Below are 19,813 nucleotides of genomic sequence, written 5' to 3'. Positions count from 1 at the left end.
AGGCGGATCAGTTCGATCCACCTCCGCGATAATCAATGATATTTGTAAAATCGATGGCCAAATCATCCGGTTCTCCCGCCAAAAGGTCAGCCTGTACTTCTTTGGGAGTTTTTCCCTGCTGGGTGATTTTTTCTTTGCTGTCCCGGTTGGTTTCCCAATGATCGGGTCGGTCAGGCATATCATTCACTCCCTTCGGTTCACAGGCTTAGTATAACACCGTACACGGCGTTTCATTCAGAGCCCGGAAATCAGGAAGTGCAAAATTTTTTATTTTCGGATGCAATGCCGGGTCGACAGGCGTTTTCAGTATGCTTCCAGGCGGCGCTGCTGACGCAGCCTGCGCCGCTTTTCGCCGGCTTCCCATTCCATTTTTTCCTGAAAGCTTTCACAGATCAAGCCGGGAACGGGAGTCGGCTTTTCGTTTTCGTCAAGCGCTACAAGAACCAGATATGCCGTGTTCACGAGCCTTCTCTGGCCCGACAGGTCCTCGGAAAAGCTGTCGACGCGCACTTCCATCGAAGTCGTTCCGACGTAGGTGATCCTGCCGTGTAAAACCACCAGGTCGGTCATGTAAACGGGGCTTTTGAACCGGAGCGTGTCGATTTCCGCCGTAGTGACATTGCGGTTGGAATGCCTGCGCGCAACGGTCCCCGCGACAATGTCGATCCAGGAGGCGAGCCGCCCGCCGAAAACACGTCCCTGGCCGTTCAGATCGTTCTCGAAGATGACCTGTATCTGTTCCGTTTCAGAATCCGACACCCTTTTTGCCGGTAACTCGTTCATAGTACCACCAGTCCTTATCAATGAATTCATATACTCAATCATATACGATCCTTGGAAAAAACTCAATACAGCATTTCCAGTTAATTCTGCAAACTGAAATGGAATTGCTGTAGGCGGGGACGCCTCTATAATTGTTAACACAGTTTTAATTTTCAATTTGTGACAGGATTGTAATTGCGCCGCGGCGGATAAAATATTATAATAATAACCATTCGATCAAAATCCGATCAAAAAGGAAGGGACGAATGGATGGGAAGAAAGCCTCACTGCTGCGCCGTGATCGTTGCCGCCGGAAGCTCCACCCGCATGGCGCTCGGTTTTTCAAAGCAGTTTGTTTCCCTTTGCGGGACGCCCGCCATTGTGCGCACGCTTTCCGCCTTCAGCAGCGCGGAACTGATCCAGAGTATCGTTGTGGTCTGCCGGAAAGAAGATATTGCTCAAGTCGGAAACGAGATTCAGAAATATAGAATCAAAAAAGTAACTGCGATTGTCGAAGGGGGCGCTACCCGGCAGCAGTCTGTTGCGGCGGGGATTTCCGCGGTGCCGGAAAATGCCGCCTATTTTGCCATTCACGACGGGGCAAGAGCGCTGATTACTCCCGAAGAAATCAACGCGTCGGTGGAAGACGCCTATGAGTGCGGCGCGTCTGCGCTTGCGGTTCCCGTCAAGGATACGATTAAAATCATCGGGAAAAATAATTATGTGGTTTCCACCCCGGAGCGTTCCGCCCTGTGGGCGGTTCAGACCCCGCAGGTGTTTGAACGGGGACTTTACCGGCGGGCGATGAAACAGGCTTTGGCGGACGGGGGAGATTACACGGACGACTGTCAGCTGGTTGAACATACAGGCGTTAGGGTGCATTTGTGCATGGGGACATATACGAATATCAAACTGACCACGATGGAAGATGTGGAAATTGCGCAGGCTATTTTGAAAAGCAGGGAGGTGCCGCTATGAGGATCGGCCACGGCTACGACGTGCACCGGCTTACGGAAGGCAGAAAGCTGATTTTAGGCGGTGTCGAAATCCCGTATGACAAGGGCCTTCTGGGCCACTCCGACGCGGACGTGCTTGCCCACGCCGTTGCAGATTCGCTTTTGGGAGCCGCCGCTCTCGGCGATATCGGGACGCATTTTCCGGACACGGACCCCGCTTTCAAAAACGCGGACAGCCTTGTGCTGCTCACGCGGGTCTGTGCGCTTCTCGCTCAAAAGAATTACCGCATTGCAAATATTGACGCCACGATCATTGCGCAGGCGCCGAAACTGAAACCCTATATCGAGGCCATGAGGGAAAGGCTGGCGGCGGCCTGCGGGGTTGGCTTGAATCAAATCAGCGTGAAGGCCACCACCGAGGAACATCTTGGATTTACCGGTGCGGGAGAGGGAATTGCCGCACATGCGGTATGTCTTATTGAATCATAACCGATAGTCAAAAGGCATGTTTCCGGCATACTCTGTAGTAAAAACAGAGAGGTGATTATCATGAGCAAACCGATGATTTTGATTAGTTCAATCACGTATGCCATGAAGAGCCGCGACATCCTGTTCAGCTACGGTATTAAAGCTTATGTTGAAAGAACACCGGGCGGCAACCGTGCCGGCTGCGGTTACAGTATATATGTTCCCGACAGGACGGATGAAGCAGAGAGTATTTTAGCCGGCGCCGGCATTAAAATACTTGGACGAGCGGAAAGAGACGGATCGTTATGATTTATCTTGACAATGCCGCGACTACGTATCCAAAGCCGAATTCCGTTCTAAGTGCGGTAAATGTTGCTTTGAGAAATTATGGAGCCAACCCCGGACGCGCCGGTCACAGTATGTCGCTTGCAGCGGCAGAGGAAATTTACCGCTGCCGCAAGGCGGCGGCCGATTTTTTTCGTGCGCCCGGGCCTGAATGCGTTGCGTTTACTCTGAACTGTACGCATGCGCTGAATTATGTGATAAAAGGGCTGCTCAGGCCCGGCGACCACGCGGTGGTTTCCTGCCTTGAGCACAACGCCGTCATGCGGCCTCTGCAAAAGCTGATGGAGTCCGGAGTGACTGTTACCAGAGCGCGGGTTTTTCCGGGCGATAACGACGCCACGGTAGACGCTTTCCGCAGTGCGCTCAGGGAAAACACAAAACTGATCGTCTGTACACACGCCTCCAATGTCTGGGGAATCCGGCTGCCCGTCGAACGCATCGCCGCCCTGGGCCATATTTACGGCGTCCCGATTGCGGTCGACTGCGCACAGTCGGCGGGCGTTCTGCCGATCGATATGGCGAACGGCGGTTTCGATTATCTCTGCATTGCGGGCCATAAGGGCCTTTACGGCCCTATGGGGACCGGCATGCTGATTACGCCGGACGGCTCCTCGCTTCCCACGATCATTGAAGGCGGAACCGGGACCAACTCCCTTTTGCTCGAACAGCCTTCCAGCATGCCGGACCGCATGGAAAGCGGCACTCAGAACATGCCGGGCATCTCCGGGCTGCGGGCCGGGATCGAGTTCGTGAAAAGCCGCGGGGTCCAGACGATCTATCAGCATGAGATGTCGCTGATCCGGAATTTATACGAAAAACTGTCAAAAATAAAAAACGTGAAGCTTTACACGGCGGAGCCGGACGCGCCGTATTTTGCGCCGGTACTTTCGTTCAATGTGGGCGACGTTCCCAGCGAGACCGTCGCGCAGAAGCTGAACGCCCGCGGCTTTGCGGTGCGCGCGGGGCTGCACTGTGCGCCTGCGGCGCATGATTTTATGGGGACCCTGACGCAGGGCGCCGTGCGGGTCTGCCCGTCCGCTTTCAGCAATTTGGGCGAAATGAACAGTTTTACCGCGACTCTCATGAAAATAATCTGAAAATAAAGATAAAAGGATTGCATATCAAATTATATATGTTAAAATTATAAGGGATGTGTGTTATTCTGACGGAAGGAAGTAAGTTATGGATGTCGTTGTGACCATATGGAATTCGTTTATCGGTATTGTGAAACTGTTTCGTGTTTCCGATGCGTTGGACGTCATTCTGGTTTCCTTTATTATTTACAGTGGAATAAAACTGGTTCGTGAAACAAGAGCGGAGCAGCTGATTAAAGGAATTATTGTGCTTCTGGCCGTGTGGGGTGTGTCCTATGCCCTGAAGCTTTATATGATGAAAAACCTGCTGACCTATTTTTTTCAATTCAGCGTTGTGGCCATTATGGTGGTCTTTCAGCCGGAAATCCGGCGTGCGCTGGAACAGATCGGCCGCAGCGGGATGGGGAATAAGCACTGGCTGTTCGGTGTTTCAAACGATGATCTTGAAATGCTGAGGCAGCAAAACCGCAGGGGCGTGAATGCCGTTGTCGATGCCGCGGCGGTTTTGCAGAAACAGAAAACGGGCGCCCTGATTGTTTTTGAAATGCAGACAAAGCTGGGCGATATTATTGATACGGGTACGGTGGTGAATGCCATTCCGTCTTCGCCCATTATCTGCAATATCTTTTTCAACAAGGCTCCGCTTCACGACGGCGCCATGATTATGCGCAGCGGTATGGTGTATGCCGCTGGCTGCATTCTGCCGCTGACAAAGAACGACAGCGTCAGCATTGAACTCGGTACCCGCCACCGCGCCGCGATCGGCATGAGTGAGAACTCCGATGCCGTCGTGGTTGTGGTGTCCGAAGAAACGGGGCAGATTTCCGTTGCCGTAAACGGCGTCCTCACGCGCAATTACACCAGGGAAACGCTGAAAAGCGAGCTGGAAAACCTGATTCTGACCAGTGAAGCCGAAACCGGCGAGAAGCGCCAGAGCATTATCCCTTCGATAAGGAGGGCGAAAAAGAAATGAAAAATAAAAAATTTAATATAGGCCGTTTATTTTATGACGATAAATTTGTAATGCTGTTTTCCGTCCTTTTCTCCATTGTCCTGTGGATTTTTATGGCTACCGGAAACACCGAGGAGTTTCCCCGGCAAATCACCGATGTGCCGGTCGTCATCAATCTTTCGGACGCCGCGCAGGAGGACGGGTTAAAGGTTTTCAGCCCGGTCGACCAGACCGCGACCGTATCCATTAAAGGCAACAGCCTGATTGTCAATCAGATCAAGGCTTCCGATATGCAGGTCGTCGCTCCGCTGGCCTCGACCATTACCAGCCCCGGAAGCTATACATTTAATTTGTCGGTACAGAAAAAAGGGACCCTTTCCGATTACGAGTGGGTTTCCATTTCCCCCAGCCAGGCGATCATCACAGTGGACCGGTATGCGGAAAAGACCTTTACCATCCAGAATGACATCAAATACAAGCCGGGTTATCAGTCGGATCCCGCTTTTTTTGTCAGCGCGCCTACCTTCAGCAGCGACACGGTCACGGTTTCGGGCCCTGAAAAGGAAGTCTCACAGATCAACAGGGTATCCGTACAGTACGAGATCAGCGACACGCTGAGAGAATCCAGGAGCTTTACGACCGATTTGGTCATGTACGATGCAAACGGCAATAAAATCACAAGCAACAAGCTGAAAATGAGCGAGCAGAAGGTGGATGTCACCATTCCAGTCCTTGCAAGGCAGGTCCTGCCTCTCAGCGTGAACTTTACCAACAAGCCTCTGGGGCTGTCGCTTTCCTCCGGCCAGATCAAAATTGACCCCCAGACCATCGAAGTGGCGGGTCCGCAGGATGTGCTGGCCAATCTGACGGAGGTCAGTCTTGCTCCGCTGGATTTTTCGGGCATCAGCCCGACGAGAAATTCCTTTGACGTGAACGTGACCCTTCCGGCGACCTGCAAGAACCTAAGCAATGTTCCGGTTGCCAAGGTTACGCTGGATTTGAGCTCCATGGCCACGCGGCAAATGGTTGTCAATAATTTCACCGTTAAGAATCTCGCGGCTGACAAGTCCGCCACCGTTTATACCAAGACCCTGACGGTTACGGTTGTCGGGCCGGAGGCTGAGATTTCCAAGCTGACGGAAAACAGCCTTTCCGCTCAGATCGATATGTCCGGCAAAGAAAATTTCACCGGGCACACGGAAATGCCGGTCACCATCAGTGTGGGGAATTCCGTAAGCACCTGGGTCTACGGAAGCTATATGGCGAATATCAGCGTCACTTCTAAAAGCGGATAGCCTGTGAAAAATCTGCTGTATTCACCCCCCGGCAACGAAATGAATGACACCGTGAAAACGGATAGAATCACCTCCGGCTGCAGGAAACTGCGGACGGAGGTGTTTTTCCGGAAAGCGTACGATATTATTTAATTATTGGCTTTAAACTTTTCGCCGGTTGAGATATAATAAATATATCATAATATTCTATATATTATAAAAAGAGGGAAGCAGGTGTTTTTTTGAGCAGCAATTTTACGGTGCCTCTGTCCAAGGTGATCGGCGAACTGTCGCTGGATACGATTTATATGCCCGGAGACCCTAAAGAAATTCTGATTTCTTCCACGGATGTCAACCGTCCGGGACTGGAGCTGAACGGGTTCTATGATTATTACGATACAAGGCGCATTATTATTTTCGGCAACGCGGAGGCCTCCTTTTTGAGGTCGATTTCCTCCGATAAACGCAGCACAGTTCTGAACGAGATTTTTTCCCAAAAGCCTCCCGCCGCGATTATTGCGCGCAGCATAGAGCCGATGTCCGAACTGCTGGAAGCGGTCAAAGCCCATGAAATACCGCTTTTAACAACGCCGGAGACGACCTCCAGCCTGGTGGCTTCCCTGGTTTCCTTCATGAACGTGGAGCTTGCCCCGCGGATTACGCGCCATGGAGTGCTGATCGAGGTTTACGGCGAGGGAATCCTTCTGGTCGGCGACAGCGGTGTTGGCAAAAGCGAAACGGCCATTGAACTGATTAAGCGCGGCCACCGCCTCATAGCGGACGACGCGGTGGAAATACGCAAGGTGTCCGCCAAATCGCTGGTCGGACAGGCCCCGGATAACATTCGGCATTTTATTGAGCTTCGCGGCATAGGCATTATTAACGCCCGCCGCATTTTCGGTATGGGCGCCGTCAAGCTGACGGAAAAGATCGATATGGTGATCAACCTGGAAATCTGGGACAATAACAAGGTTTACGACCGCATGGGCATCGACAGCGAATACACGGAAATTCTTGGCATCAAGGTGCCCGTGCTGACCATTCCGGTGAAGCCGGGCAGAAACCTCGCGATCATCATCGAGGTGGCCGCCATGAACAACCGTCAGAAAAAGATGGGCTACAACGCGGCGCAGGAGCTGATGCAGAATCTCGGCATGGATATTTCCGTGCTGCAGGAATCGGAAAAAAAGCTGGATCTGGATTTATAATACGGGAATAGGGAATAGAAGCTGGGAGTAAATATGAATATCATCGCAGATACCCATACGCATACGCTCGCGTCCACACACGCCTACAGCACCTTGCAGGAAATGGTACACGCAGCGTTTTTAAAGAAGCTTTATGCCATCGCCATTACCGACCATGGCATCACCATGCCGGGAGCGCCGGGCCGCTGGTACTTTCACAATTTAAGGATCATTCCTCATCTTCTCGAAGGGGTGCTTGTCCTGCGCGGGCAGGAGACCAATATCATTGATTTTGACGGCAATATCGACCTTGAAAAGGACAGCATCTCTACGATGGACTGGGTGGTTGCCTCCATTCACGCGGAAGCGGTTCCGAAGGAAAGACCGACTGTCGAGGAAGTTACAAACGCATGGATGAATATTGCGAAAAATCCGCATATTCATGTAATCGGGCACAGCGGTACGCAGAAATACCGGTACGACTACGAGTCGGTAATCCCGGAATTCGGGCGGCGGGGAAAGCTGGTGGAGCTGAACGAAAGCAGCTTTACCGGAAGGGAATCGTCCATCCCCAACTGCAAAAAAATCATGGAAATCTGTAAAAAGCGCGGTGTGCCGGTGATTGTCAACACGGATTCCCATTTTTCCAGCCTGGTGGGCTGTTTTGACCGGTCGCTGGCGCTGCTGAAGGAACTGGATTTCCCCGAGGAGCTTGTGGTGAATTCCAGCGTGGAGCGTTTTCAGGCATACCTCAGAGAGTATACGAATGTTTTTAGCGATCCTTTATTACAGTAAAAATGATTCCGACTGTCCGGATTGCCGTAAAAATCCGATCGACACTGTCGGAATAGCCGGAGGAAACGATGAATCATTTAGAACAGCTTGCCCTGACGGCGGAAGACCTGGGCTGTAAGGTCAGCCGTAAAGAACCGATGAGCCGGCACACCACCTTTAAAATCGGGGGACCGGCGGATTTGTTTATTACCGTGTCCTCACGTGCGGAAATCCAGAAACTGTACCGCGCGGCGGCCGAACTAAAAGTACCCCTGATGCCGATCGGCAACGGCTCCAACATGCTTGTGAGCGACAACGGGATACGGGGCGCGGTTGTCGCGCTGGACGGCGAGTTCCGCGAAATCAGACAGAACCCGGACGGTACGGTTTCCTGCGGCGCGGGCGCGTCCCTGGCGGGGGTCTGCGTTTTCGCCAGGGAGCATTCGCTGACCGGCCTTGAGTTCGCGTGGGGAATTCCCGGCGCGGCGGGCGGAGCCGCGTTTATGAACGCGGGCGCCTACAATCAGGAAATGAAGAGCGTGCTTCTTTCCTGCACGCATGTTACAAAGGAAGGGAAAATCGGCATGCTGTCCGGCGAAGCGCTGCAGCTGGGTTACCGCCGCAGCGCCTATACCGACAACGGATACACCATTCTGGAGCTCAGGCTCGATCTGAAGCCGGGAGATCAGGACGAAATTTCGGCGGAAATGGATGACCTTTACCGCCGCAGAAAATCAAAGCAGCCGCTGGAACTGCCGAGCGCGGGAAGCGTGTTTAAACGGCCGGAAGGCCACTTTGCCGGCACCCTCATAGAGGCCTGCGGCCTGAAGGGCAGAACGGTGGGGGGCGCGATGGTCAGCCCCAAGCACGCGGGCTTTATTGTCAACACCGGCGGCGCGACCTGCCGGGATGTGACGGAGCTGATTAAAATCATCCAGGATACGGTTTATCAGCAGACGAAGATATCTTTGGAATGCGAAGTGAAAACCATTGGCAGTTAGGGAGGAAATATGGAGTTTCTAATTATTACGGGCCTTTCGGGCGCGGGGAAATCCCGCGCCATTGACGCGTTGGAGGATATTGGCTTTTACTGCATCGATAATATCCCTCCCAAGCTGATCATCGCTTTTTATGAAATGTCCAAACAGGCGAAAGGCACGCTGTCGCGGGTGGCGGTCGTCACCGATATCCGCGGAGGGGACATGTTTTCCAGCCTGTTTGAAACGCTTGACCAGATGAAAAGCGAGAATAAGGAATATAAAATCCTGTTTCTGGACGCGAACGATTCTGTGCTGATGAACCGTTTTAAGGAAACCCGCCGCAAGCATCCGCTGGTGGAAAATTGTCTCGGCTCGCTGGAACAGGCCGTAAAGCTGGAACGGGATGTTTTAAAGCCGGTCCGCGAATGCGCGGACTATATCATCGATACCTCGTATCTTTCTCCCGCGCAATTGAAAGAACGCATTTCCAGCCTGTTCCTGGGCGATTCCTCCGACGCGCTGATGATCCACTGCGTTTCCTTTGGTTTCAAGTACGGGATTCCCGCCGAGTCGGATCTGGTGTTTGACGTGCGCTGTCTGCCGAACCCCTACTATGTTGAGGATTTACGCAACCTGACCGGGCTTGACGAGCCGGTGCGCAGCTATGTGATGAAATGGGAGCAGACGCAGGGCTTTATCGAACGCTTCCTGAATCTGATCGATTACATGATCCCGCTCTACTGCAACGAGGGGAAAAGCCAGCTCGTGATTGCGATCGGCTGCACCGGCGGGCATCATCGCTCCGTTGCCCTGGCCCAGCTTCTGTACAACCATCTGCTGGAACAGAACAGGAGGACAAGCGTCAACCACCGCGATATCCAAAAGCAATAACAGAATCGGGAGCGTACAAAAATGTCATTTGCGTCTGAAACAAAAACCGAACTTTGTCAGGCGATGCCGCAAAAATCCTGCTGCCGGAAAGCGGAATGCTACGGCATGCTTTTATTCGGCCGCAGCTTTTCTCAAAATGCCGTTTCCCTGACGATTCAAAACACCGCCGCCGCTCACAGGGCCGCGCAGCTTACCGCGGAAACCGCCGGGGTGGTCGTGGATGTTTCCACCTCCCTTTTGCGCCGGAAGGAGCGCAAAAGCGCTTTTACCGTTGCCGTATCCGGCGGCGGACAAAGGGAAGAGGTGCTTTCCTGTTTCGGGCACACGGGAAAAGAAATCCATCTTCGGATCAACCGTGCCAATATGGAAAACGATTGCTGCGCCTGCGCGTTTCTGCGGGGCGTTTTTCTTTCCTGCGGCACCGTATCCGACCCCAGCAAGGACTATCATCTGGAATTCGTGGTGCCGTTTATGAACCTTGCCAGGGATTTATGCGCCTTTATCAGCGAAATCTATGAGCTCGACCTGCAGCCGGGTCTGCTGAACCGGAAGGGTTCGTACGTAGTCTATATCAAGGGGAGCGAGCATGTCGCGGATTTTCTGACCTTTATGGGCGCCGGAAAGGCCGCCATGAGCCTGATGCAGGTCAAAATGCTGAAAGAGGTCCGCAACAACGTCAACCGGAAAACCAATTTTGAGACGGCGAATATTGACAAGACGGCGTCCGCCGCGGCGGAACAGATTGTCGCAATCGAAAAGATCATCCGTTCAGCCGGGGGATTGTCCGCGCTGCCGGAGGAACTGCGGGAGCTTGCCGTGCTGCGCTGCCGGTATCCCGAAATGTCGCTCCGCGAGCTCGGCGCGACGCTCTCCGAACCGCTCAGCCGGTCCGGGGTGAACCACCGTCTGCAGCGCATTATGGAGTTTGCGAGAGTATTATAAAGAACTGACAGGAGGGTACCGCACATGTTTGTTCATCTGCATCTGCACACCGAGTACAGCCTGCTGGACGGCGCGTGCCGTATCACAGAGCTGCTGAATACCGCCGCCGGGCGGGGAGACACCGCCGTAGCGATTACCGACCACGGGGTCATGTACGGCGCGGTCGATTTTTATAAGGAAGCCAAAAAGCGCGGCATCAAGCCGATCATCGGGTGCGAGGTCTACGTCGCCCAGCGCACGCGCTTTGACAAGGTGCACGAGCTGGACTCGGAGCACCGGCATCTGGTCCTTCTCTGTGAAAACAACACCGGCTACCAGAATCTGATCGCCATGGTATCGAAGTCATGGACGGAGGGTTTTTACAGCAAGCCGCGCGTGGATTTCGACCTCTTACGGGAGCACCACGAGGGGCTCATTGCCCTTTCCGCCTGCCTTGCGGGAGAAATCCCGCGCGCCCTGACCGCGGGCGACTACGCCGGCGCGAAGGAAGCCGCCCTGCGCTACCGCGATATTTTTGGGGAGGACAATTTCTATCTGGAGCTGCAGGATCACGGTTTGCGGGAGCAAAAGCGCATCAATCCGTCCATCATAAAGCTTTCGGAGGAAACGGGAATCCCGCTTATTGTGACCAACGACTGCCATTACATCAGCCGGGAAGACAATAAAATGCATCATATCCTCCTTTGTATCCAGACCAACCACACAGTTGAGGATAAGGACGGTATGGAATTCGGCAGCGACCAGTTCTATTACAAGAGCGAAGAGGAAATGCGCGCCCTGTTCCCGGGTCATCCGGAGGCCGCGGACAATACGGTCCGTATCGCAGAGCGGTGCAATGTGGAGTTTGAATTCGGCAAAACCAAGCTGCCGCATTTTGATACGCCGAACGGACAGGAGAACACGGCGTTTTTCCGTGACAAATGCTACGAGGGCCTTTACAGGCATTACGGAGAAAACCCCGCGAGCGGGCTGGTCGGGCGGCTGGAATATGAATTAAATACCATTGAGCATATGGGATACGTCAATTATTACCTGATCGTCTACGATTTTGTACGCTATGCGAAGGAAGCCGGTATCCCGGTGGGGCCCGGAAGAGGCTCCGGCGCGGGCAGTCTTGCGGCGTATTGTATCGGGATTACGGGAATCGATCCCATTCGGTACAACCTGTTGTTTGAGCGCTTTCTCAACCCCGAGCGCGTCAGTATGCCGGACTTTGACATCGACTTTTCCGACGAACGCCGTCAGGAAATGATCGAGTACGTCGTGCGGAAATACGGCGCTGACCATGTTGCCCAGATCGTCACCTTCGGCACCATGGCGGCGCGGGGTTCCATTCGCGATGTGGGCCGCGCCTTGGCGGTTCCCTACGCGACGGTGGACGGAGTTGCGAAGCTGGTGCCGATGGAACCGAACATCACGCTGGAAAAGGCGCTCAAAGTTTCCACCGATTTAAGGCAGCGCTACGACACCGACCCCCAGATTCACGAGCTGATCGATATGGCGAGAAAGCTGGAGGGAATGCCGCGCAACGCTTCCACCCACGCCGCGGGCGTCGTCATTACGGACAGGCCGGTCGCGGAGTATGTGCCGCTTGCCAAAAACAATGATTCCGTAGTCACGCAGTATACCATGACTACACTGGAAGAGCTCGGCCTGCTGAAAATGGACTTTCTCGGCCTGCGCAACCTCTCCGTCATCCGCGACGCGCAGGACATGATCGCCGCGCAGCGGCCGGGCTTTCAGATCGAAGACATTCCGCTGGACGATAAAAAAGTGTACGCCATGCTTTCCAGCGGCGCGACCGACGGCGTGTTCCAGTTTGAATCCGCCGGGATGCGCAGCGTCATCATGCAGCTGAGGCCGGAATACATCGAAGACCTCATCGCGGTTATTTCTCTGTACCGTCCGGGGCCGATGGAATCCATTCCGCGCTATGTCGAAAACCGCCATCATCCGGAAAAGGTTTCTTACCGCCATCCGCTGCTAAAGGATATTCTGGACGTTACCTACGGCTGTATTGTCTATCAGGAACAGGTAATGCAGATTTTCCGTACGCTGGCGGGCTATTCGCTGGGGCGCGCGGATATCGTGCGCCGTGCGATGAGCAAGAAAAAAGCCGCCGTGATGGAGAGGGAACGGGAAATCTTTCTCTATGGGCTGACCAACGAAAAGGGAGAGGTTGAAGTGGACGGCTGCATCCGCCGGGGTGTGGACGAGCCGACGGCAAAAGCCATCTACGGCGAAATGGAAAGCTTCGCGTCCTACGCCTTCAACAAATCCCACGCCGCGGCCTACGCGCTGCTGAGCTATCAGACCGCCTGGCTCAAATGCTTCTATCCGCGCGAATATATGGCGGCGCTGATGACCAGTGTGCTGGACAACAACAATAAGCTGGCGGCTTACATAGCCGAGTGTATGCGCCTGGGCATCCGCGTGCTGCCGCCCAACGTCAACCAGAGCGGCGTCGGCTTCACCGTTGCGGGGAAAGACATCCGCTTCGGCCTGCTCGCCGTGAAAAATCTGGGCCGGGGATTCATTGTCAGCATCCTGCGCGACCGGAAGGAAAATGGGCAGTATACCACGTTCTACGGCTTCTGCAAGCGTATGTACGGCGAACTGAACCGGCGCGCACTGGAAAGTCTGATCAAATGCGGGGCGCTGGACGGGCTTGGCGTCAACCGCAGGCAGATGCTGACCAGTGTCGGCAATATCATGGATTATCTCGACGACGACAAGCGCCGCAATGTGGACGGCCAGATGGGCTTTTTCGACACTCCCGCCCAGACGGCCGACGACGAGGAGTATTCCATAGCGGAAATGCCCGATTTCAGCGCCGGCGACAAGCTTTCCATGGAAAAAGAAGTGACCGGCATGTATCTTTCCGGTCATCCCATGGCAGAATATATCAATCAGTATGACGCGGTCCACGCAAGCCGCACCGGCGATATCCTTGACGACGCAAGGGAGAACGGAGGGCGCTTTCACGACGGCGATACGGTGACTCTCCTCGGGATTATTGCCGGCGTAAAAATGAAAGTGACCAAGAGTAATACCACGATGGCGTTTGTGACATTGGAAGACATGTTCGGCTCTATGGAGGTTCTGGTTTTTCCGAAAATCCTCGCCCAGTATGCCGAGTGGATCACGGAAGGGAAAATCGTGAAGATGTTCGGCAGAATCAGTATGCGCGAAGACGAAGAGGCCAAGCTGGTCTGTGAATCGGTCGGTCCCGCTCCCTCCCTTCACGGGGGTTGTGAAAAAAGTGCGGGGGCCGCAAAGCCCGCGCATCCGGGACTTTACATCAAAGTGCCGGAGGAGCAGTCGGAGCTTTATGACCGGGCCAAAAAATATCTTGCCATTTTTGACGGCAGGACGCCGCTTTATATTTACTTTGTCAATACCAAAAAGCTGGTGCGGGCTCCCTTTTCCATGTATGTCAGCGTCAACGATATTTTGGTGCGGGAATTAAAAAACCTGCTCGGAGAAAAAAATGTGGCGGTTGTAAAGGAAATACAACAATAATCCATATAGCGGATACTTTTGTCCATATTCACCGGTTGATTCTTCTTCGCCTGATATACTATAATTTAGATATGGCAAAGCAACGAATTTAGGGGGTAACATCATGAATGCAAAAACAATTGCGGTTCTGACCAGCGGGGGAGATGCGCCGGGAATGAACGCAGCCGTTCGGGCGGTAGCAAGAACCGGTATTTCTTATGGAATGAGAGTCATGGGCGTACGAAGAGGCTTCCATGGCCTTTTGAACCGCGACGTCTTTGAAATGAATCTGCGCAGTGTTTCCGATATTATTCATCACGGCGGTACGGCCTTGTTTACGGCCCGCAGCCCGGAATTCAATACTCCGGACGGCGTAAAAAAGGCTGCCGACAATTGCCGTGATATGGGAATCGAGGGCATCGTGGTCATTGGCGGAGACGGTTCTTTCCGCGGTGCGCGCGACCTTACCAAGGAGGGAATTCCCTGTGTAGGCGTGCCGGGTACAATCGACAACGACATTGCCGCCAGTGAATATACCATTGGATTTGACACCGCCATGAACACGGCTGTGGAGATGGTTGACCGTCTGCGCGATACGACCGAGTCGCATGACCGCTGCAGTGTTGTAGAGGTCATGGGCAGGAAATGCGGCGATCTGGCACTCCAGACCGGTATTGCGGTCGGTGCAACGACCATTCTTGTTCCGGAAATCCCGTTCGATTTTCAGACGGACATCATCAACCGTATGATGTTTACCCAGAAAACGGGTAAAAAGCATTTTATCATTGTGGTGGCCGAGGGCGTCGGCGGGGTGGACAAGCTGGCAAAGGATATTGAGGAAAAAACCGGGATCGAAACCAGGGCTACGGTGCTTGGCCATGTACAGCGCGGCGGTTCGCCCACGCTCCGTGACCGTGTGGCCGGCAGCGTAATGGGATTCCATGCGGCGGATCTTCTGTATAAGGGCCGGGGCAACAGGGTCGTTGTGATGCAGAAGGGCAAGATCGTTGATTTGGATATTACGGAGGCGCTTGAGATGGAGCGCGTTTTTGACAAGAGCCTGTACGACATAGCGCTTAAGATTTCGATCTGATTAAAAATAAAAGGAGTTCCGTTTTTGTGGCGGAACTCCTTTTATTTTTGCGTATTATTTTCAGAAGAAATTTCAGCGGAAAGATTATGATGAGGGTTTTCCGAAATAACCTTTGCTGCCTGAAACAATGCGTTGAGCAAATCCGTTTCATACTGTATGGACAGCGTGTCCAGCTTGGAATAAACCTCACCTTCATAGGTGGCGACATATTTGGGCGGAAGTCTGTTCAATGCGTAAGAAGCGATGTCCATCCGGCATTTCTCACATTTACAGCAATCCAGCTTATCGATTACCTCGTCCATTTTGGTCAAAAGCAGGGATTCCATCAGATTTTTCAGTTTTACTCCCATACAGATCTGCCTTTCCTTCAAATTGCCCGTTCATAACTATTTCATTCTATCATCATTGGAAGTATTTGTAAATGATTTTCGGAAACATGCCGTCCTCTTTTTCAAGCGCCGGAAATTTCACTGGTATTTTCTTACGCCTTTGATATGTAGGTAGCGGATGGTACTGTAAAAATAGCTGCTCAGCGGCCGCATATATGCGTCGTACGTATGGGCGGCGATGAAAATGTCCTGTGGAGTGATGTCCACAACCACGGGGGAGTGGTAAAAGTGGTTCTCGGCGTTGCCGAGCTGGACAATGTCCCCAACCTCCAGGGAACTTACGTCGACCTGCTCCGCATAAGGCCCCGCTTCCTTGTTTGCCGTAAGAAAATTAAAAAGATATTGTACTCCGCTCCACGAGGGGGTACGGTCATTGCCGCTTTTGTAGTACCAGCCGAAAACGGGGGTGTAATTCATCACCCTGCTTCCGGCATAAATGCACTGCGAGGCAAAATTGGTACAGTCGCCGCCCATTTTATCGAAATTCATGAAGGCGCGGTTCCTCAAAAGAGCCCACGTTTTGGCGTATTCGGCCACCTGTTCCCGGTTATACGGTATCTCAACCAGCATAAGGATGCACCTCTTCCAATTATGATTCTTATCAAATTTTATGATGCATCCGCCTTTGGCATGACAAAACGTTCAGCCTTTTCCGCGATACCTGATTTTATGATAAAAATAGGAGAGAAACTGCAATGCGGTGCCGGCGCAAAGTCCGATGGCCATCCAGGTGAACAGGGATAAAAGGCCGGCCAGGTCCTCCCAGCCGCTTCTGCTCCCCAGAAATGTCCGGAACATAACAAGGTATCCCACGAAAAGCCCCAGGGCGAAGACAGAGCACATGATTTTCAGCTGCAGCAGATATAAAGCAGAGGAAACGGCGCCGAAAATCAGGGAAAGAATGACGTATGCAGCAATATTCTGCAGTGTGACCGGATTCCCGAGCAGATATTTTATACCGAGATAGAGCAGCGTGAAAGACAGAATGGCCACGGTGAAAAAAATAAACCAGAAATTTTTTTTGTTTTTCTTCATACAAATCCTCCTGACCGAACAAATAAAAAGGATATTTCTGTCAGGAATATGCCCGCTTTTCCGCTTGCTTAGACGCAGGGGGAAAGGGAGGTTTGTGCAGCACGAGTGGATTTTTCAGATTCAGAACCTGTAAATTTTGCTATATGGTCATAAAAAGTCATTTCTTGTATTATTATAAAATAAATGTTATAATTTACCAAACTGCAAACATGGAGATTGTGATCATGGATTTTAATGTGAATGAACTATTGAATTCTCTTTCCTATACGCTTGACTTTGTAGAAAAGGACTTAATCAGTGATGTTACCAATCACGGCAGAAGGGTTGCTTATATTGCCGCAAGAATCGGGCAGAAAATCAATTTATCCAATACGGAATTGTTTGACCTGATTTCCTATTCGCTTCTGCACGATAACGGCGTGACCAAAGCGCTGATCCAGATGGATGGCACTGAAAATTACAAAAAAGCGGAGCTCAACAGGATGCATTGTGTGGAGGGGGAGAAGAACATTGATTTTTTCCCTTTTTTTCATAAAATACCAAATGTTATTCTCTATCATCACGAACATTATGACGGCAACGGATTTTTCGGCATTTCCGGCAAGGAAATCCCGATGTTTTCAAGGATTATCGCTCTGGCTGATTCCGTCGCCATCTATTTTTCCGAAGGAAGAAAGCCTGCCGATATTGAAGCCCGGGTTCAGAAATCCACGATTTTCGATCAGACTTTCATCGATGTTTTTCTGGAGCTGAGCAGAAATATTGAATTCTGGCTGAATATGGATGACAATTTCGTGTTCCAGGCGCTGCGCATAGTTACCCCCACCGTCCACAGGGAGTTCAGCTATCAGGAAATGCGCACGGTTTCCAGAATATTCAGCAATATTATTGACGCGAAGTCACCGTTTACCGGTTCGCATTCACGCGGGATCAGTGAGAAGACCGGGATTCTGTGCGATTATTATGAATTTGACAGAGAGACCTATTGGAAAATGCGGATTGCCGCCGATCTGCACGATTTGGGAAAGCTGATGATACCTAATGAAATTCTGGACAAACCCGGTACTCTGGATGCGAATGAGATTGCGGTCATACAGTCCCATCCGTTTTATACCCGCAAAACGCTGGAAGAAATCACAGGGTTTGAAGAGATCGCCGACTGGGCGGCCAACCATCATGAAAAGCTGAACGGGAAAGGGTACCCGTATGGATTTGACGGGAACAGGCTTGATTTTCATTCCCGGCTTCTGTGCTGTGTGGATATCTATCAGGCCCTGACGGAAAACAGGCCGTACCGTCCGGCTATGCCGCACAGCAGGGCGATTGCGCTGATGCGGAACATGTCGGAGCACGGCCTGATTGACGCTTCCATTGTAGAAGATATCGATTCCATTTTTGAATCGGCCTGCGCGACTGCTTAACTTCCGATATGCATCATCGCGTCCAGAAGCCTTTGGGTTTTCAATGCTTCCTCGCCGTTTACCAGCGGTTGGGTATTTCCTTCAATGGAATTGATAAAATGGAGAATGGCCCCTTCAAATCCCTTGCGTTTTAAAATGGTTTCCCAGGCCGGCGGAGTTTCCGTTTCCGTTTTCCCCCCGGTTTCGGTTTCAAAAGTATCCATATCCCTGACCCGCACGAGTGTCCCTTCGGTGAGAACCTCGATCCTTTCCAGATTGGTACCGGCTTTCCGGTGCATGTCCAGAAATACGGCACAGCCGTTTTCCGCCTTATATTGGTGCTGGGCAAAAATCAGTTCCTGATTTTCATTCACCCTGACGGAACCGCCGATCTGACTGCCACTTTCAGGATCAGCGAACCAGCGTGCGGTGTCTGCCAGATGAATATAGTCGTCCAGCATCGTGATTCTATAATTTTCGGGCCGGATGGAATCCGCCCGGTGCTTTTCCAGCCGAATCAGCGCCGTTCCGGCGCCCGTCAGATTTTTTGCCCGGACATACATCGGCGCAAATCTGCGGTTGAACCCAACCATCAGCTTTCTGCCGTATCGCAGGCTGAGCTCCGCGAGCTGCTCCGCTTCGTCGGAGGTAGCCGCAAGCGGTTTATCTACATACACGTCCTTGCCGTGCTTCAAAGCCTCTGAAACGATCTCATAGTGGGACTTTGTCGGCGAAGATACGAATACGGCGTCCGTTTCCCCCAGCAAATCCATCAGACCGGGAAACGCTTTGATCCGGTACATGCCGCACAGCTGGCTCCTTTTCCATTCCGTAGGGCTGTATCCCCCGACAAAAGTCCAGTTCCTTTCAGCCGAAAGAAACGGGAGATAAACCTTCTGCGCTATATTTCCAAGTCCGATCATTCCAACACGAATTTTTGACATGGCGGCGGCCTCCTGATATTTGTTTTTTTCATTCTATCACAGTGCAAAAACGATATCAATGACGCGTTAAGGCATCAACGGCAGTCTGCAGACAGAAAAAGACCTCCGGCTTCGAAAACAGGCGTAGCTTTTAAGCCGCATCTGGTTCAACCAAGCGGAGGCAGTTATTGGGAACGGACGTGCCGTCCATTCAGTCCATACTATCGATTTCTTCCTGGAGTTCGTCTATGAAAACTTCAATCTTATCCATGCGGGTATGGTCCTTCTGTTTTTCAGCCTGCTGATAGCAAACCTTATATACCACTAATTTGCTTTTCAGCATTGCTTTTTTCTTTGTATTCAATAGAGCACCTCCTGAATGTATTTCTTTTATTATAACATAGAAATATAAATCCATAGTGTGATTGAAGAAAGAGAAATATTGACAAAAAAGTACGCCGTAAACGGCGTACTTCAGCAATCGGCATTCTTCAGTTATCTTTGCCTAAAAAAGCATTCGCTACAGTAAACCGGACGGAAAGGAAATGTTATTGTACGACAGTAACATTGGCAGCTTTCAATTTCCCGTTGCGAGGATCTGTCTCGGTGTCAAAAGTAACTTTCTGGCCTTCCGTTAAAGATTTATATCCCTGACCGGTAATTGCGGAAAAATGGACAAACACATCGTCCCCGCCGTCGTCGTTGGAAATAAACCCAAATCCTTTATCCTGATTAAACCATTTTACCGTACCTTTATTCATAAAAAGCACCTCCAAATATATTATATCCGCATGTAAAATAAAAAACCGCACATTTATGTAAATCATTAAACGGTCAATGACTTACA

The 19,813-nt window shown here is 51.8% G+C and carries 22 protein-coding genes; 14 read left to right on the top strand and 8 right to left on the bottom strand.

The annotated features are described in order from the left end of the window. Positions 1 to 7 precede the first annotated feature (7 nt). Together ACRQV7_RS08895 and ACRQV7_RS08890 are read right to left on the bottom strand one after the other, a co-directional pair. Entirely contained in the window at positions 8 to 178 is a 171-nt protein-coding gene (locus ACRQV7_RS08895; protein ID WP_275717099.1) for a hypothetical protein, read from the bottom strand. A gap of 125 nt (positions 179 to 303) precedes the next feature. Next, on the bottom strand, positions 304 to 783 hold the full coding sequence (locus ACRQV7_RS08890; protein ID WP_275717101.1) for an acyl-CoA thioesterase: 480 nt from the start codon (positions 781 to 783) through the stop codon (positions 304 to 306). Positions 784 to 1,032: 249 nt separating this feature from the next. Between ACRQV7_RS08890 and ispD the strand changes: the two genes are divergently transcribed. From ispD to pfkA, 13 genes are all read left to right on the top strand, one after another. Beyond that, positions 1,033 to 1,740 (top strand): 2-C-methyl-D-erythritol 4-phosphate cytidylyltransferase, encoded by a 708-nt coding sequence (gene ispD, locus ACRQV7_RS08885; protein WP_444657863.1) that lies wholly within the window; start codon positions 1,033 to 1,035, stop codon positions 1,738 to 1,740. After that, entirely contained in the window at positions 1,737 to 2,207 is a 471-nt protein-coding gene (gene ispF / locus ACRQV7_RS08880; protein WP_444657862.1) for a 2-C-methyl-D-erythritol 2,4-cyclodiphosphate synthase, read from the top strand. The genes ispD and ispF overlap by 4 nt, the downstream gene beginning before the upstream one ends. A 60-nt stretch (positions 2,208 to 2,267) precedes the next feature. Then, positions 2,268 to 2,495, top strand: coding sequence for a DUF3343 domain-containing protein (locus ACRQV7_RS08875; protein WP_275717106.1), 228 nt, complete (start codon positions 2,268 to 2,270; stop codon positions 2,493 to 2,495). Next, positions 2,492 to 3,628: an aminotransferase class V-fold PLP-dependent enzyme gene (locus ACRQV7_RS08870; protein ID WP_444657861.1), complete on the top strand. Its 1,137-nt coding sequence runs from the start codon at positions 2,492 to 2,494 to the stop codon at positions 3,626 to 3,628. The genes ACRQV7_RS08875 and ACRQV7_RS08870 overlap by 4 nt, the downstream gene beginning before the upstream one ends. Before the next feature lie 85 nt (positions 3,629 to 3,713). Then, positions 3,714 to 4,598: a diadenylate cyclase CdaA gene (gene cdaA / locus ACRQV7_RS08865; protein ID WP_444657860.1), complete on the top strand. Its 885-nt coding sequence runs from the start codon at positions 3,714 to 3,716 to the stop codon at positions 4,596 to 4,598. Then, a complete protein-coding gene (locus tag ACRQV7_RS08860; protein ID WP_275717109.1) occupies positions 4,595 to 5,872 on the top strand; it encodes a CdaR family protein in 1,278 nt (425 codons plus the stop codon). Before cdaA ends, ACRQV7_RS08860 begins: the two co-directional genes overlap by 4 nt. A 221-nt stretch (positions 5,873 to 6,093) precedes the next feature. Further along, entirely contained in the window at positions 6,094 to 7,059 is a 966-nt protein-coding gene (gene hprK, locus ACRQV7_RS08855) for an HPr(Ser) kinase/phosphatase (RefSeq protein ID WP_275717110.1), read from the top strand. 33 nt (positions 7,060 to 7,092) lie between these two features. Then, complete coding sequence (locus ACRQV7_RS08850) at positions 7,093 to 7,833, top strand: phosphatase (protein ID WP_275717112.1); 741 nt, start codon at positions 7,093 to 7,095, stop codon at positions 7,831 to 7,833. Between the two features lie 68 nt (positions 7,834 to 7,901). Continuing rightward, complete coding sequence (murB, locus tag ACRQV7_RS08845; protein ID WP_444657859.1) at positions 7,902 to 8,813, top strand: UDP-N-acetylmuramate dehydrogenase; 912 nt, start codon at positions 7,902 to 7,904, stop codon at positions 8,811 to 8,813. 9 nt (positions 8,814 to 8,822) lie between these two features. Beyond that, on the top strand, positions 8,823 to 9,683 hold the full coding sequence (rapZ, locus tag ACRQV7_RS08840; RefSeq protein ID WP_275717116.1) for an RNase adapter RapZ: 861 nt from the start codon (positions 8,823 to 8,825) through the stop codon (positions 9,681 to 9,683). Positions 9,684 to 9,704: 21 nt separating this feature from the next. Next, on the top strand, positions 9,705 to 10,625 hold the full coding sequence (gene whiA, locus ACRQV7_RS08835) for a DNA-binding protein WhiA (RefSeq protein ID WP_275717118.1): 921 nt from the start codon (positions 9,705 to 9,707) through the stop codon (positions 10,623 to 10,625). A 24-nt stretch (positions 10,626 to 10,649) separates the two neighbouring features. Continuing rightward, entirely contained in the window at positions 10,650 to 14,147 is a 3,498-nt protein-coding gene (locus ACRQV7_RS08830; protein WP_444657858.1) for a DNA polymerase III subunit alpha, read from the top strand. Between the two features lie 103 nt (positions 14,148 to 14,250). Beyond that, positions 14,251 to 15,219, top strand: coding sequence for a 6-phosphofructokinase (pfkA, locus tag ACRQV7_RS08825; protein ID WP_444657857.1), 969 nt, complete (start codon positions 14,251 to 14,253; stop codon positions 15,217 to 15,219). 41 nt (positions 15,220 to 15,260) lie between these two features. On the opposite strand, the gene ACRQV7_RS08820 is transcribed toward pfkA, so the two are convergent. The 3 genes from ACRQV7_RS08820 to ACRQV7_RS08810 all read right to left on the bottom strand — a co-directional run bounded on the left by ACRQV7_RS08820 (position 15,261) and on the right by ACRQV7_RS08810 (position 16,643). Beyond that, positions 15,261 to 15,569, bottom strand: a complete 309-nt coding sequence (locus ACRQV7_RS08820) for a late competence development ComFB family protein (RefSeq protein WP_444657856.1) — start codon at positions 15,567 to 15,569, stop codon at positions 15,261 to 15,263. Between the two features lie 117 nt (positions 15,570 to 15,686). Further along, positions 15,687 to 16,178: an amidase domain-containing protein gene (locus ACRQV7_RS08815; RefSeq protein ID WP_444657855.1), complete on the bottom strand. Its 492-nt coding sequence runs from the start codon at positions 16,176 to 16,178 to the stop codon at positions 15,687 to 15,689. A 72-nt stretch (positions 16,179 to 16,250) separates the two neighbouring features. Next, positions 16,251 to 16,643, bottom strand: a complete 393-nt coding sequence (locus ACRQV7_RS08810) for a hypothetical protein (RefSeq protein WP_444657854.1) — start codon at positions 16,641 to 16,643, stop codon at positions 16,251 to 16,253. A 224-nt stretch (positions 16,644 to 16,867) separates the two neighbouring features. Between ACRQV7_RS08810 and ACRQV7_RS08805 the strand changes: the two genes are divergently transcribed. Beyond that, a complete protein-coding gene (locus ACRQV7_RS08805; protein ID WP_444657853.1) occupies positions 16,868 to 18,064 on the top strand; it encodes an HD-GYP domain-containing protein in 1,197 nt (398 codons plus the stop codon). On the opposite strand, the gene ACRQV7_RS08800 is transcribed toward ACRQV7_RS08805, so the two are convergent. From ACRQV7_RS08800 to ACRQV7_RS08790, 3 genes are all read right to left on the bottom strand, one after another. After that, on the bottom strand, positions 18,061 to 18,987 hold the full coding sequence (locus tag ACRQV7_RS08800) for a Gfo/Idh/MocA family protein (RefSeq protein ID WP_444657852.1): 927 nt from the start codon (positions 18,985 to 18,987) through the stop codon (positions 18,061 to 18,063). The two genes, ACRQV7_RS08805 and ACRQV7_RS08800, sit on opposite strands and share 4 nt — an antisense overlap. Before the next feature lie 190 nt (positions 18,988 to 19,177). Continuing rightward, positions 19,178 to 19,330: a hypothetical protein gene (locus ACRQV7_RS08795; protein ID WP_275717134.1), complete on the bottom strand. Its 153-nt coding sequence runs from the start codon at positions 19,328 to 19,330 to the stop codon at positions 19,178 to 19,180. 184 nt (positions 19,331 to 19,514) lie between these two features. Beyond that, entirely contained in the window at positions 19,515 to 19,727 is a 213-nt protein-coding gene (locus ACRQV7_RS08790; RefSeq protein WP_275717135.1) for a cold-shock protein, read from the bottom strand. Positions 19,728 to 19,813 lie beyond the last annotated feature (86 nt).

The organism is Caproiciproducens lactatisolvens (assembly GCF_052443335.1).
GTDB lineage: Bacteria > Bacillota > Clostridia > Oscillospirales > Acutalibacteraceae > Caproiciproducens.
Note: the sequence above shows the minus strand (reverse complement) of the source record. Positions and strands in the feature narration are given on the sequence as shown.